The 12,887-nt window shown below is 66.5% G+C and carries 15 protein-coding genes; 9 read left to right on the plus strand and 6 right to left on the minus strand.

What is annotated here, in order from left to right:
• The first annotated feature begins 13 nt into the window (after positions 1–13).
• From D2N39_RS02645 to D2N39_RS02655, 3 genes are read left to right on the plus strand one after another with little or no spacing between them, the layout of a single operon-like run.
• Positions 14–733, plus strand: a complete 720-nt coding sequence (locus D2N39_RS02645; RefSeq protein ID WP_119133355.1) for an energy-coupling factor ABC transporter ATP-binding protein — start codon at positions 14–16, stop codon at positions 731–733.
• The gene (locus D2N39_RS02650; RefSeq protein WP_119133217.1) at positions 708–1,304 is read left to right on the plus strand and encodes an energy-coupling factor transporter transmembrane component T; all 597 of its coding nucleotides are present in this window, start codon (positions 708–710) and stop codon (positions 1,302–1,304) included. The genes D2N39_RS02645 and D2N39_RS02650 overlap by 26 nt, the downstream gene beginning before the upstream one ends.
• A 13-nt stretch (positions 1,305–1,317) precedes the next feature.
• On the plus strand, positions 1,318–1,860 hold the full coding sequence (locus D2N39_RS02655) for a biotin transporter BioY (RefSeq protein ID WP_119133218.1): 543 nt from the start codon (positions 1,318–1,320) through the stop codon (positions 1,858–1,860).
• A 138-nt stretch (positions 1,861–1,998) separates the two neighbouring features.
• Here the strand turns inward: D2N39_RS02655 and D2N39_RS02660 are convergent, their stop codons facing one another.
• From D2N39_RS02660 to aroQ, 3 genes are read right to left on the minus strand one after another with little or no spacing between them, the layout of a single operon-like run.
• Entirely contained in the window at positions 1,999–3,084 is a 1,086-nt protein-coding gene (locus D2N39_RS02660; RefSeq protein ID WP_119133219.1) for a thiolase family protein, read from the minus strand.
• On the minus strand, positions 3,077–4,231 hold the full coding sequence (locus tag D2N39_RS02665) for an AMP-binding protein (protein WP_119133220.1): 1,155 nt from the start codon (positions 4,229–4,231) through the stop codon (positions 3,077–3,079). The genes D2N39_RS02660 and D2N39_RS02665 overlap by 8 nt, the downstream gene beginning before the upstream one ends.
• Positions 4,232–4,236: 5 nt before the next feature.
• Positions 4,237–4,677, minus strand: a complete 441-nt coding sequence (aroQ, locus tag D2N39_RS02670; RefSeq protein WP_119133221.1) for a type II 3-dehydroquinate dehydratase — start codon at positions 4,675–4,677, stop codon at positions 4,237–4,239.
• Between the two features lie 110 nt (positions 4,678–4,787).
• Between aroQ and D2N39_RS02675 the strand changes: the two genes are divergently transcribed.
• Genes D2N39_RS02675 through msrQ form a run of 3 tightly spaced genes read left to right on the plus strand, consistent with a single transcriptional unit; the run spans position 4,788 to position 7,255 of the window.
• The gene (locus tag D2N39_RS02675) at positions 4,788–5,672 is read left to right on the plus strand and encodes an asparaginase domain-containing protein (RefSeq protein ID WP_119133222.1); all 885 of its coding nucleotides are present in this window, start codon (positions 4,788–4,790) and stop codon (positions 5,670–5,672) included.
• A 60-nt stretch (positions 5,673–5,732) separates the two neighbouring features.
• The gene (msrP, locus tag D2N39_RS02680; protein WP_119133223.1) at positions 5,733–6,641 is read left to right on the plus strand and encodes a protein-methionine-sulfoxide reductase catalytic subunit MsrP; all 909 of its coding nucleotides are present in this window, start codon (positions 5,733–5,735) and stop codon (positions 6,639–6,641) included.
• Positions 6,641–7,255, plus strand: a complete 615-nt coding sequence (gene msrQ, locus D2N39_RS02685; RefSeq protein ID WP_119133224.1) for a protein-methionine-sulfoxide reductase heme-binding subunit MsrQ — start codon at positions 6,641–6,643, stop codon at positions 7,253–7,255. Before msrP ends, msrQ begins: the two co-directional genes overlap by 1 nt.
• A 52-nt stretch (positions 7,256–7,307) precedes the next feature.
• Here the strand turns inward: msrQ and metF are convergent, their stop codons facing one another.
• Positions 7,308–8,174, minus strand: coding sequence for a methylenetetrahydrofolate reductase [NAD(P)H] (gene metF / locus D2N39_RS02690; protein WP_119133356.1), 867 nt, complete (start codon positions 8,172–8,174; stop codon positions 7,308–7,310).
• A 91-nt stretch (positions 8,175–8,265) separates the two neighbouring features.
• Between metF and D2N39_RS02695 the strand changes: the two genes are divergently transcribed.
• A complete protein-coding gene (locus tag D2N39_RS02695; protein WP_119133225.1) occupies positions 8,266–9,168 on the plus strand; it encodes a LysR family transcriptional regulator in 903 nt (300 codons plus the stop codon).
• Between the two features lie 73 nt (positions 9,169–9,241).
• Positions 9,242–10,183 carry a calcium-binding protein gene (locus D2N39_RS02700; protein ID WP_158589763.1) on the plus strand — a complete coding sequence of 314 codons (942 nt, stop codon included), beginning with the start codon at positions 9,242–9,244 and terminating at the stop codon, positions 10,181–10,183.
• A 3-nt stretch (positions 10,184–10,186) separates the two neighbouring features.
• Here D2N39_RS02700 and ppk2 read toward each other — a convergent pair whose 3' ends face one another.
• On the minus strand, positions 10,187–11,104 hold the full coding sequence (ppk2, locus tag D2N39_RS02705; RefSeq protein WP_119133227.1) for a polyphosphate kinase 2: 918 nt from the start codon (positions 11,102–11,104) through the stop codon (positions 10,187–10,189).
• Positions 11,105–11,304: 200 nt separating this feature from the next.
• On the opposite strand from ppk2, the gene D2N39_RS02710 reads away from it, so the two are divergent.
• Positions 11,305–12,093, plus strand: coding sequence for an inositol monophosphatase family protein (locus tag D2N39_RS02710; RefSeq protein WP_119133228.1), 789 nt, complete (start codon positions 11,305–11,307; stop codon positions 12,091–12,093).
• Here the strand turns inward: D2N39_RS02710 and D2N39_RS02715 are convergent, their stop codons facing one another.
• Entirely contained in the window at positions 12,094–12,843 is a 750-nt protein-coding gene (locus D2N39_RS02715) for a rhomboid family intramembrane serine protease (protein ID WP_119133357.1), read from the minus strand. It lies immediately after the preceding gene.
• Positions 12,844–12,887: the final 44 nt, after the last annotated feature.

The raw sequence follows: 12,887 nt of genomic DNA on the forward strand, positions 1-12,887 counted from the left end.
CTATGCGGGCGGCATGGACGGGATAGAGTTTTCCGGGGTGGAATATGCGGTGCAGGGCAAGCCGGTCCTGCAAGGCATCACGCTTTCGCTGCATGAGCGGCGCATCGGCATCGTCGGACGCAACGGATCGGGCAAGACCACGCTGCTGCGGCTGATGGCGGGGCTGGTGGCGCCCACGGGTGGCACGATCCGGGTGGCGGGGGTGGACCCGGCGGTGGATCGCAAGGCCATGCTGCGGGCCATCGGCATCCTGTTCCAGAACCCTGATCACCAGATCATCTTCCCCACGGTGGAGGAAGAACTGGCCTTTGGCCTGCGCCAGCTGGGGTTGCGCGCCGACGAGGCGACAGCGCGGGTGCGGGCCTGTCTGGCAGCCGAGGCGCGCGCGCATTGGGCAGCGGCGCCCGTCACGGCGCTGAGCCAGGGGCAGAAGCAATGGCTGTGTCTGATGGCGGTTTTGCTGATGGAACCGGCGACATTGTTGCTGGACGAACCCTTCGCGGCGCTGGACCTGCCGACGCAGGCGCGGCTGTCGCGGCGGCTGGCGGCGCTGCCGCAGCGGCTGATCACGATCAGCCATGATCCGCAGGCGGTGGCGGAGTGCGACCGGGTGATCTGGCTGGAGACCGGACGTGTCGTCGGCGACGGCGCCGCTGCCGGGGTGCTGGCAGCATTCCGGGCAGAGATGGCGCGACGGGGGGACAGCGATGCTGACACTGACCTCGGCGCATGAGACAGCGGCGCATCGCTGGCCCGCCGGACCAAAGCTGGCCGCTGCCGCGCTGGGATCGGCGCTGATCTTTCCGGTGCAGGCGCTGCCGGTGATCGGCGGCGCGCTGCTGGCGCTGGCGGCGCTGCATCTGGTGCTGGGGTGGGGCTTCACCCGCGAGGCGGCGGGACGACTGTGGATGCTCTGGCCGTTTCTGCTGGTGCTGGCGCTCTGGCATCTCTGGACGGGTGAGCTCCGCGCGGGCGCGGTCATTGCGGGCCGCATGGTGTTTGCCGTGGCGCTTGCCAATCTGGTGACAATGACCACGCGGCTGGATGCCATGCTGGCCGTGGTGGAGCGGTTGCTGACCCCCTTCGCGCGCTTCGGGCTGAACCCCCGCGTGCTGGCGCTGGCGGTGGCGCTGGTCATCCGCTTCACGCCGGTTCTGCTGGACAAGGCCGGGCAATTGCGGCAGGCATGGCGCGCGCGCAGTCCGAAACGCGCCGGGGTGGCCATCGTGCTGCCGCTGGTGCTGACCGCGCTGGATGACGCTGATCATGTGGCCGAGGCCCTGCGCGCGCGGGGCGGGCTTTGAGGAGATCCCCCCGATGGAACGCAACCTGACCCATATCGCGCTTTTCGCCGCTCTTATCGCTGTTCTGGGCCTCGTGCCCAAGATCGACCTCGCCTCGGGCGTGCCGATCACCGCGCAATCGCTGGGCATCATGCTCTGCGGCACGGTGCTGGGCGCAAAGCGCGGCACACTGGCGGTGCTGCTGTTCCTTGGCCTCACCGCGCTGGGTCTGCCGCTTCTGGCGGGCGGGCGTGGCGGGCTTGGCGTCTTCGTCTCGCCGACAGCCGGGTATCTGGTGGGCTTCCCGCTGGCGGCTTTCGTTGCCGGCCTCGTGATGGAGAAATGGCGCGCGCCGGTGGGTATGGCAGCCTTCGGCGGCGCCTTCCTTGGCGGTCTGGTTGTGCTGCATGCCTGTGGTATTGCCGGTATGGCCGTGGTTCTGGGCAAGACCCTGCCCGAGGCCGCCGGTCTGGCCCTGCCCTTCTTTGCCGGTGACCTGCTGAAGGCGGTCATCGCCGGAGCGATCACCCAAGGCCTCGCACGGGTGCGCCCGCAGGCCCTGCTGTCGCGCGGCTGAACCACCTGCCAAGGGGGCGGCCTGCCCCCTCTTTCCTGCGGCAATTCACCCCCGGGGATATTTCCGCAAGGTAAAAGCCCATCCGGATCTTTATCTTGGTCCAAATATCCCGGGGGAGGCCGCAGCCCCCAAGCGCGCTCAGGCTTGCAGAACCAGCGCCGAGCCGATGCCCCCCGCCGCCGCGATGGCGGCAAGGCCGGGGCCGTGTTGCAGGCCGTGAAACAGCCTTGCGGCCAGAATGGTGCCCGAAGCACCGATAGGGTGGCCCCACGCCAATGCGCCCCCGCCGGGGTTGACGCGCTCTTCCGGCAGGTCGCAGGTGTCCATGCAGGCAAGGGCTTGCACGGCATAGGCTTCCATCAGCTCAATCCGTTCCAGCCCATCGGATGCGAGGCCGGTCCGGGCCAGCACCCGGCGGATGGCGGCGACCGGGGCAAGGCCCGGCTCTTCCGGTGCGGCACCCAGCGTCGCACAGGCGCGGATGCGCAGGCTGCGACGTGCCCTTGCCGCGATGTCCGGCGCTACGACCAGCGCGAAAGCTGCGCCGTCGGCCTCCACCGCCGTGGTCGCGGCATTGACGCTGCCCGCCAGACGTGGTGCGCGGGCCGCCAGCGCCGGGGTCAGCGCGCGGGTGAAACCATCCCTGTCCTGCCCCGAGACGAGCACGATTTCCGGCTGCGCGCTGGCGCGGGCAAGGGTGTGGCTGCGCACGGCCCATGCCTGCTGGCGCGTGGCGGAAATCCCCAGCCGGTCGGCCAGTGCGGCGGCGGCATCGGTCATGTCCGGATCACGGTCGGGCCATGGGGTGAAGGGTGGGCGGTCATAAGGTTGCGGCGCCTGACCGGGCGCCTGTGCCAGCCGCAGGGGGCGGCGCGAATAGCTTTCACCCCCCCCCGCCAGCACCACCCTTGCCTGCCCGGACGCCACCAGCGCCGCCGCAAGGCCGATGGCATCCAGCCCGCCCGCGCACTGGCGGTCGATGCTCAGCCCCGCAACGCGCTCTGGCAAACCCGCCGCCAGCGCCGCCAGCCGCGCCGGATTGCCGCCCGCCCCCAGCGCGTTCGACAGGATCAACTCGTCCACCTGATCCGGCGCGATGCCCGCATCATCCAGAACGGCGGCAATTACCGGCGCGACCAGTTCATGCAGGGCAAGACCGGCGAAGGCACCGCCACGCGGCATCACCGGGCTGCGGCGGGCAGCGATCAGGCAGGGTTCAGTCATCGGGCAGATCCCGCGCCAGCGCTGAGAGGTCAGTCTTGCCCGAGGGCAGCTCGGGCCAGTCGTCACGCCAGATCAGCCGGCGCGGTGCGGCCAGCGGGCCGAAACCGGCACGCAAGGCGGGAAGGATTGCAGGCTCTGCTGCCCGGTCTCCGACCAAAACCGCCACCAGAACCTGCCCGCGCAATCCATCGGCCACCGGCAGAACAGCGGCGCGCGTCACACCGGGCAGGCCCAGCAGCGCCAGTTCGATTTCCTCGGGGAACACGCTCTGATCGGCAATCTTCACCCGCCGCCCGGCCCGTCCACGCAGGAACAGCGCGCCGTCGCGCAACTCGGCAAATTCATCCAGATGCAACCAGCCGTCGCGCCATTCACCCCCGGCCCCGCCCCCGGCATAGCCTTCGGCCAGATAGGGCGAGCGAACGGATAAGCCTTCGGAATCGCAGCGCAATTCAACACCGGGATAGGGCCACCCCACGCTGTCGGGCGGGGTCGTTTCATCCGCCATGGCGATGAAACTCGCCTCCGCCGCGCCGTAAAACTCGGTTACCCGCGCCGGACCCAGAGCGGCCAACGCCGCCCGCAGCCCCGGATCGAGCTTCGATCCGCCGACGACGACATGGCGCAGATCGGGCAGCGCGCCGCCTGCCTCCGTCAGCAGACGCAGTTGCGCAGGTGTGGCGTAAAGCACATCGACATTGCGCGCTGCCAGCGCCGCACGCTGCCGGTCGGGGCGCAGACCGTCCAGCAGATGCAGCTCCGCGCCCAGATGCAGCGCCTCCACCGCGCCATAAAGCGCCAGCGAATGCACCAGGCGCCCCAGAACCGCAACCCGCGTGCCCGGTCCGATGCCGAACAGCCGGGCATTCACCGCGAAACTGGCAATCCAGGATTCCTGCGTGCGGCGGATACGCTTTGGCGCGCCCGAGGTGCCGCCGGTCAGGGTTTCAAACACCGGCACCCTGCCAGGTTCGGGCGTCGGGGCCTCCGTCGCCCCGATACGGAACGCCGGATGCCCGATGGCAGACTGCAGGGCGGCCAGCGCCGGGCGGTCCGCCAGAACCGCTGCCCCCGGCAGCGCCCGGTCGCACACCGCGCCGCGCGCATCCGCCGCCCGCGCTGCCGGATGCCAGCGAAAGCTTTCCACCCCGCCTAGCCCGCCCGCAGCAGCGACACCACACGCCGCAGCGCCAGCAAATAGCCCTCGGTTCCGCAGCCCGCGATCACCCCGTCCGCGCGCAGCGAGACGTAGGAGTGATGGCGAAAGCTTTCCCGCTTGTGGACGTTCGAGATATGCACCTCGATCACCGGCCCGTCGAAGGCGTTCAGCGCATCCAGAATGGCGACCGAAGTATGGGTATAGGCGGCCGGGTTGATGACGATGGCCGAGGCGGCGTCACGCGCGGCATGGATCATCTCGACAATCGCGCCCTCGTGGTTCGACTGCGCGAAATGCAGCGCCACCCCCAGATCGGCGGCCAGCGCGGCGCAGCGCGCCTCGACATCAGTCAGCGTTTCATGGCCGTAAACCTCGGGCTGGCGCTTGCCCAGCAGGTTGAGGTTCGGCCCGTTGAGGATATGGATCGGTTTCATGTCTGCCCGTTGCACTGGATCGTGGGCAGGATAGCAATGCCCGCCCCCACTGGCCAGATGGCTTGCCCCGCGCAGGCAGGCATGGCAAGCGATGGAAAACGGGAGGGCGGATGAAGCTGCTACTGATCCATACCGGCGGCACCATCGGCATGGCGCCGGGGCCGGACGGGCTGCACCCCGCGCCGGGGCTGGTCGAGACGGCGCTGGCCGCGCGGCTGCCGAAGGGCACCGATCTGGTGGCCGAGGTCTTTGCCCCCCTGCGCGACAGCGCCGATGTCGGCCCGGCGGAATGGAACCGCATCCTGACGCTGATGGCGGATCATCCGGGCCGGGCGGTCCTGCTGACCCATGGCACCGATACGCTGGCCTATACCGGCGCGGCGCTGGATCAGGCACTGGCCGGGTCGGGGCGGCGGCTGGTGATCTGCGGCGCCATGGTGCCGCTGGGCATGGGTGGCGATGCCGAGGCCAATCTGGACCTTGCGGTGACCGCGCTGGCCGAACCGGGCGCCGGGGTGTTTCTGGCGCTTGGTGGCGCGCTGCTGCCTGCGGGCAGTCTTGCCAAGACCGACAGCCATGCGCCGGATGCCTTCACCGCCCTGCCCCAGCCCGCGCCCGTGCCGCGTGTGCCGCATCCGGCGCCGTTTGACGAAAACAAGCGCCTTGCCATCCTCAGCCTGTCGCCCGGCATACCCGCCGCGATGCTGGAGGCGGCGCTGGAGGTACTGGATGCCGCCGTGCTGCGGGTCTTTGGTGCCGGAACCATGATGTCCGACCCCGCAATTGTGGCGTCAGTGGCCCGCGCCACGGCGCGCGGCTGCCGTATCCGCGCGGTCAGCCAGTGCCTGCGCGGCGGGCTGGAGCCGGGAGCCTATGCCGCCGGAGCCGCGCTCTGGTCCGCCGGGGTGGAAAACGGCGGGCTGGAAACGGCCGAGGCCGCCTTGGCGCGGCTGTGGCTGGATCTTTCGGACCGTGCCCCGCGCACGATCGCGTGAAGGGTGTAACTTTCACCTCCTCCTGACCGTAGAATAGGAAAAGCGACAGGAGGCACCGCAATGGCGCAACGCTACAATTCCGGGCTCGGCTGGGCCGATGTCACCCCGAAGGCCGGCTGGCTGAACCGCAGGCATCTGATGATGACCATGGGCGCGGCGCTGGCGGCCAGCCCCGCACTGGCCGCGACCGGCCCCTATTCCACCGACGAGGCGCCAAACAGCCTTGAGGACATCACCAGCTACAACAATTTCTACGAATTCGGTTTCGACAAGACCGACCCCGCGGCCCACGCGGGCAAGCTGACCACCTCCCCTTGGGCGGTGGAGGTTGACGGGCTGGTGGATCGCCCCGGCAGCTACGACCTTGTCGATCTGCTGAAGGGTCTGCCGGTCGAGGAACGCATCTACCGCTTCCGCTGTGTCGAGGCGTGGTCGATGGTGATCCCGTGGAACGGGGTGCAGCTTTCGCATGTGCTGGATCGCGTCGGCGTGCAACCCGGCGCGAAATTCGTGCAGTTCACCTCGCTGGCCCGGCCCGAGGAAATGCCGGGCGTCAAGGCCGGTCTGCTGGACTGGCCCTACCGCGAGGGGCTGCGTATGGACGAGGCGATGCACCCGCTGACCCTTCTGGCGACCGGGATCTATGGCGAGCCGATGCCCAACCAGAACGGCGCGCCGATCCGACTGGTGGTGCCGTGGAAATACGGGTTCAAATCCGCGAAATCGCTGGTGAAGATCACACTGACCGACCGCATGCCCTACACAACCTGGAACGCGCTTCAGCCCAAGGAATACGGCTTTTATGCCAATGTGAACCCGGAGGTGGATCACCCGCGCTGGTCGCAGGCGTCCGAGCGCCGCATCGGTGCGGGCCTGTTCGCATCAAGGGTCGATACGCAAAAGTTCAATGGTTACGGGGATCTGGTGGCCGATCTTTACAAGGAGCAGGATCTGGCGAGGGATTACTGATGCTGCGCGATACGATCCACCGGGGCCTGCGCCCGGTGCGCCCCTGGATGGTCTACACCTTGGGGGTGCTGCCCGCGCTGCTGCTGGTCATTGATGTCTTCACCGGAAATCTGGGCGTCGATCCGGTCAAGACCATCGAGCACCGCGTCGGCGAGGTTGCGCTGCAACTGATCGTGGCGGGGCTTTGCATCACACCGCTGCGCCGCTTTGCCGGGCTGAACCTCATCCGCTTCCGGCGCCAGATCGGCGTGCTGGCCTTCGTCTATGCCACGCTGCATCTGCTGGTCTGGATCACGCTGGACCTGCAATTCCGCTGGTCGGAAATCGGCGCCGATCTGGTGAAGCGGCCCTATATCATTGTGGGCTTTGCGGCTTTCCTGATGCTGCTGCCGCTGGCCGTCACCTCGAACAATGCCGCGATCCGCCGGATGGGCGCCGCCGCATGGCAGCGGCTGCACTGGCTGACCTACCCCGCCGCCGCACTGGCGGGGCTGCATTTCATCCTGCTGGTCAAGGCCTGGCCCGCCGAGCCACTGATCTACATGGGCGCCATCCTCGCCTTGCTGGGTTTGCGCCTGATCCCGCGCGCCGCCCCGCGCCGGATGCCTGCATAAAAAAACGCCCGGACCGCAAGGGACCGGGCGCAGGTTTGCCGGAAAGGGCCTGTCAGGCCACCTTTTCCAGCGCCACCTCGGGAGAGATGCCCAGCGCGTGACAGACATCGCGCGTCAGATGCGGACGGTTCAGGGTGTAGAAGTGCAGGTCTTCCACCCCTTCCGAAATCAGTTCGTCACAAAGTTCTGTGCACAGCGCGACCGACAGCAGTTCCTCGCGGCCGTCGCGTTTTGCGGTGGCATAGGCATCATCGAGCCATTGCGGCACCTGTGCGCCGCAGCGCGCGGCGAATTTCTTGACGCCCGCGAAATTCTCGATCGGCAGGATACCGGGGATGATCGGGGCGGTGATGCCTTCCTTGGCGCAAAGATCGCGGAAGCGCAGGAAGGTTTCGGCCTCGAAAAAGAACTGGGTGATGGCCGAGGTTGCACCGGCATCCAGCTTGCGCTTCAGCCAGCGCACATCGGCCAGCGTATCGGCGGCATCGGGGTGCGGCTCGGGATAGGCGCCGACGCGCAGGGTGAACTTGCCGGTGGCAGCCAGCGCCTCGATCAGTTCCACGCTGTTGGCAAAGCCTTCGGGATGCGGGGTGAAGCGGGTCGCGCCCTTCGGCGCATCGCCGCGCAGCGCCACGATTTCGCGCACACCGGCGTCAGCATAGGCCGCCGCGATTTCCAGCGTCTCGGCCTTCGTCGCCTCCACACAGGTCAGATGCGCCGCGACGTTCAGGCCGTAGTTGCGCCCGATGGTGGTGACGGCCTCATGCGTCAGCTTGCGGGTGGTGCCGCCCGCGCCGTAGGTGACCGAGGCAAATGTCGGACGCAGCGGCGCCAGCATCTGCACGGTTTCCCACAGCTTGAACGACGCATCCAGCGTCTGGGGCGGGAAGAACTCGAACGAGATGCGCGGGGTCGTCATGATCTGCTCCGTGTTTGCGGTGTGTCTCTTGTGCCGGAAAGCGACCCGTGAGACAAATTCATAATTCTCAAGATCAACATGAGGCAGATTCATGTATTTCGAGCTGCGCCACCTGCGCACCATCCGCGCCATCCATGACTGCGGCGGCCTCGCCCGCGCCGCCGACATGCTGAACATGACGCAATCGGCGCTGAGCCATCAGGTAAAGGGGCTGGAGGAACAGGCGGGCGTTGAACTGTTCGTGCGCCGGTCAAAACCGCTGAAGCTTTCCGCTGCTGGGCAGCGGATGCTGCGGCTGGCCGACAAGGTGTTGCCCGAGGTCGAGGCGCTGGAGGACGAGTTTCGCGCGCTGCGGGCGGGCAAGACCGGGCGGCTGCATATCACGCTGGAATGTCACGCCTGTTTCGACTGGCTGTTCCCGGTGCTGGAGAAGTTCCGCCACGCCTGGCCGGATGTGGATGTGGACATCCGCGCAGGCCTGGCCTTCGATGCTTTCCCTGCGCTGGACCGCGAAGAGGTCGATCTGGTCATCACCTCGAACCCGACCGACCTGCCAGGCGTGGTGTTCAACCCGCTGTTCGACTACCATCCGACGCTGGTCGCCTCTTCCGCCAATCCGCTGGCGGGCAAATCCGCGATCACGGCGGAAGACCTGCGCGATCAGGTGCTGATCACTTACCCTGTCAGCCGCGACAAGCTGGACGTGTTCACCGAACTGCTGACCCCAGCGAAGGTAGAGCCCCGCGGGCATCGGCAGGCGGAACTGACTGCGGTGATCCTGATGCTGGTCGGCTCGAACCGCGGGGTTTCGGTTTTGCCCGACTGGGTGTTGCGCGGGGTGCGTGACAATCCCGATTATGCGTTGCGGCCATTGGCGGGGAATCCGTCGAAACGGCTTTATGCCGCGACCCGCAGCGAAGATGCGACCCAGCCCTATATGGCGCATTTCCTGCGTCTGGGCCGCACCGAGGCGGTGAAACTGCAACGCGGCTGAGCCTGTTTCCTCGGGAACAGCACCGATGCCCGCCACGCGGCATTCTGGCTCCAACGCAAGAGGAGACAGACCCATGGCCCGCACGATCCGTTTCACCAATGGCGACGACAGCTTCCGTCAGGGCTTTGCCCCCGAAAACACACGGCTGACGCTGATGATGGGCGGCGGCAAGGATAGCGTGCTGCTGGACCGCGACGACGATCTGGGCGGGTTGAACCGTGTGATCGCGGGCGCGGGCGATGACACTGTGGTCAGCCGGATCGAACAGGGCAATGTCATCACGCTGGGCGGCGGCAATGACCTTTATGTCGGCACCGGCTTTGGCAGTTTCGCCACCGACCGTGGCGACCGCGTTTCAGGCGGGGCGGGCAATGACACTTTCGCCGTCTCGACCTTCCAGAGCAGCTATCTGGGCGGCACCGGCAATGACATCTTCCATTCCGTGGGCTGGCAGAACAGCTTCATCGGCGGCAAGGGCCGCGATACCATCAGCTATGAAGCCCGCGATGACGATTTCACCCAAGGCGGCAGCGGCGTCACTGTCGATCTCGGCGCAGGCCGCACGCAGACTGGCGCCAATCGCTTTGAAACCCTGCGTGGCATCGAAAACGCCATCGGCTCGGGGGCCGACGATGCGCTGTTTGGCACCAATGGCCGGAACGTGCTGACCGGCGGCGCAGGGTTCGACCAGATGACCGGACGCGGCGGCGCTGATACCTTCGTCTGGCGCAGCGCAGCCGAAGCCGCGATGGCCTCGGATGCCATCGACCTCGTGACCGATTTCAATGCGGCGCAGGGCGACCGAATCGACCTGCGCGCCATTGATGCCGATGCCACCACCGGCGCCGAGGATGCGTTCGACTTCATCGGCGCGCAGGATTTCAGTGGCACAGCGGGCGAGTTGCGCTTTGCCGGTCAGATTCTCGAAGGTGATACCAATGGCGACGGTTTCGCCGATTTCCGCATCGGCCTGCTGGATGTCAGCAGCCTGACGGCCGCAGACATCCTGCTGTAAGGCTCAGTATTTCGACGGCACATACAGTTCGGGCGGCAGCACCGCCCGTTCATAGGACGGGTTGAACACGCGATCCGGCAGATGGATTTCCTCGTGCGGGACCGGACCATAGGGCACCATGCTCAGGAAATGGTCGATGCAGTTCAGCCGCGCGCGCTTCTTGTCATTGCCTTCCACAATATACCACGGGGCCTCCGCGATATTAGTTCGGGCGAACATCTGTTCCTTGGCCTTGGTATATTGTTCCCACCGCACCCGCGATTGCAGGTCCATCGGGCTGAGCTTCCATTGTTTCATCGGGTCGTGGATGCGCATGAGAAAGCGGAACTGCTGTTCCTCGTCGGTGATGGAAAACCAATACTTCACCAGCCGGATGCCCGAGCGCACCAGCATCCGTTCAAATTCCGGCACGTCGCGGAAGAATTCTTCCACCTGATCCTCGGTGGCGAAGCCCATCACCCGCTCGACCCCGGCGCGGTTGTACCAGCTTCGGTCGAACAGCACGATTTCCCCCGCCGCCGGCAGATGCGGCACATAACGCTGGAAATACCACTGGCTGCGCTCGCGTTCTGTCGGGGCGGGCAGCGCCACGGTGCGGACAACCCGGGGATTCAGCCGCTGACTGATACGCTTGATCACCCCGCCCTTCCCGGCCGAGTCGCGCCCCTCGAACAGAACCACGACCTTTTCACCGGAATGCACCACCCAGTCCTGCAACTTGATCAGTTCCGACTGAAGCCGGATCAGCGCATGCATGTAAGTGACACGGTCCAGCGCGTTCGGATGCTTTTCCTTGTAGATTCGGGCGATTTCCGCAGAAATTGCCACATCTTCCAGTTCCAGCTCGTATTCCTCGTCCAGCGTATCGGCCAGCTCTGCCGCCAGCCAGTCACGCCCCGGAAGATCCTCGTCACCGTTCATCACCGCCCCCTGTCCTGCGCACGGTCGTTCAAGGCCGAGACAAACCATGCCGACATGACGGTTTCGTGACAGATTGATAACATCTGCCCCGCGCAAGGCCGGATGCAAGACAATGCCCCGCCCTCTTCACAAAGCGCGTATTCCGGTCTAGAAGCCCCGGCTTGAACATCCGACATGACCGAACGAACCGAGGAAAGCCGATGCAAGGCAGCGCCAACCTGAACGTGATGATCAAGGCGGCCCGCAAGGCCGGCCGCAGCCTTGTGAAAGACTTCCGCGAGGTGGAAAACCTTCAGGTCTCGGCCAAGGGTCCGGGCGACTTCGTGTCGAAGGCCGACCGCGAGGCGGAACGCATCATCAAGGAAGAACTGATGGGCGCCCGCCCGACCTATGGCTGGCTGGGCGAGGAAACCGGCGAGGAAGCCGGGCAAGACCCGACCCGCCGCTGGATCGTCGATCCGCTGGACGGCACCACCAACTTCCTGCACGGCATCCCGCATTGGGCCGTGTCGATCGCTTTGGAACACAAGGGCGAGATCACCTCGGCCGTCGTGTTCGATGCCGCGAAGGATGAGCTTTACTGGGCCGAACGGGGGGCCGGGGCCTGGATGAACGACAAGCGCCTGCGCGTCTCGGGCCGTCGCCACTTGCATGAGGCGCTGTTTTCCACCGGCGTGCCTTTCGGTGCAAAGCTCGGCCTGCCGGCCGTGTTTCAGGATCTCGCCCGGCTGATGCCCGCCACTGCCGGGGTGCGGCGGCTCGGCTCGGCCTCGCTGGATCTCGCCTGGGTCGCGGCGGGGCGTTATGACGGCTTCTGGGAACGTGGCAACAAGATCTGGGACATCGCGGCCGGTATCCTGCTGGTGAAAGAGGCCGGTGGTCTGATGTCGGGCATCCGGGAGGGGCAGGACATCCTCGAAAGCGGCTCGGTCATCTGCGCCAACGAAGCCCTGTTCGAGCCCTTCCGCAAGATCATCCGCGCCGAGTGATCAGCGCCCGCGCCGCGTGACAACCGGCACCCGGCTGCGCGACAGCCGGTAATTGGCAGGCGGATGGGCCGGGTGTCCCTCGGTCCGCCGCCAGAAGCCGGGGCCGCCGCGCCTGAGCCACAGCGTCAACGTCAGCACGAACCCGGCAACAAAGCCGCCTGCATGCGCCCAATAAGCAACGCCACCCATATCCGTCGGCGTGCTGATGCCCGATACCAGTTGCAGCGCGAACCAGATGCCCAGCACCGCCCAGGCCGGAATGGCGAAGATGCGGAAGAAGATCACGAAGATCACCAGCACATCGACCCGCGCGCGCGGAAACAGCAGCAGATAGCCCCCCATCACGCCCGCAATCGCCCCCGAGGCACCAACCATCGGAATGGGCGAGGCCGGTTCGGCCGCCACCTGCGCGAAAGCCGCTGCCAGCCCACAGGCCAGATAGAAGCCCAGAAAACCCACATGGCCGAACTGGTCTTCCAGATTGTCACCGAAGATCCACAGAAACAGCATGTTCCCAAGCAGATGCGCCCAGCCGCCATGCAGGAACATCGCGGTCAGCAACCCGCCGTAATGGCCTCCCCCTGTCAGATCGGCAGGCACCAGCCCGTAGCGGTAGAAAAACCCATCCAGCGCCGCGCCATCGGGCAGCACCAGCCAGTAGCTGATGAAGATCGCCACATTGGCCGCGATCAGCGTCCAGGTGATGTAGGGGGTGCGCCCCGAAGGGTTATGGTCACGGATCGGAAACATGCGCTTCACGGTTTCCGATCCCGCGCGGCGCGTCAAGCCGCCGC

This window comes from Gemmobacter lutimaris, from assembly GCF_003570715.1.
GTDB classification, from domain to species: domain Bacteria; phylum Pseudomonadota; class Alphaproteobacteria; order Rhodobacterales; family Rhodobacteraceae; genus Gemmobacter; species Gemmobacter lutimaris.

Bases quoted from the DNA above. Each gene is read 5' to 3' on its own strand.
- msrQ (WP_119133224.1), top strand. From the start codon at position 6,641: ATGCTGCGCGATACGATCCACCGGGGCCTGCGCCCGGTGCGCCCCTGG.
- metF (WP_119133356.1), bottom strand. From the start codon at position 8,174: ATGACGACCCCGCGCATCTCGTTCGAGTTCTTCCCGCCCCAGACGCTG.
- D2N39_RS02655 (WP_119133218.1), top strand. From the start codon at position 1,318: ATGGAACGCAACCTGACCCATATCGCGCTTTTCGCCGCTCTTATCGCT.
- D2N39_RS02700 (WP_158589763.1), top strand. From the start codon at position 9,242: ATGGCCCGCACGATCCGTTTCACCAATGGCGACGACAGCTTCCGTCAG.
- D2N39_RS02710 (WP_119133228.1), top strand. From the start codon at position 11,305: ATGCAAGGCAGCGCCAACCTGAACGTGATGATCAAGGCGGCCCGCAAG.
- D2N39_RS02645 (WP_119133355.1), top strand. From the start codon at position 14: ATGGACGGGATAGAGTTTTCCGGGGTGGAATATGCGGTGCAGGGCAAG.
- D2N39_RS02660 (WP_119133219.1), bottom strand. From the start codon at position 3,084: ATGACTGAACCCTGCCTGATCGCTGCCCGCCGCAGCCCGGTGATGCCG.
- D2N39_RS02650 (WP_119133217.1), top strand. From the start codon at position 708: ATGCTGACACTGACCTCGGCGCATGAGACAGCGGCGCATCGCTGGCCC.
- D2N39_RS02695 (WP_119133225.1), top strand. From the start codon at position 8,266: ATGTATTTCGAGCTGCGCCACCTGCGCACCATCCGCGCCATCCATGAC.
- msrP (WP_119133223.1), top strand. From the start codon at position 5,733: ATGGCGCAACGCTACAATTCCGGGCTCGGCTGGGCCGATGTCACCCCG.
- D2N39_RS02675 (WP_119133222.1), top strand. From the start codon at position 4,788: ATGAAGCTGCTACTGATCCATACCGGCGGCACCATCGGCATGGCGCCG.
- aroQ (WP_119133221.1), bottom strand. From the start codon at position 4,677: ATGAAACCGATCCATATCCTCAACGGGCCGAACCTCAACCTGCTGGGC.
- ppk2 (WP_119133227.1), bottom strand. From the start codon at position 11,104: ATGAACGGTGACGAGGATCTTCCGGGGCGTGACTGGCTGGCGGCAGAG.
- D2N39_RS02715 (WP_119133357.1), bottom strand. From the start codon at position 12,843: ATGTTTCCGATCCGTGACCATAACCCTTCGGGGCGCACCCCCTACATC.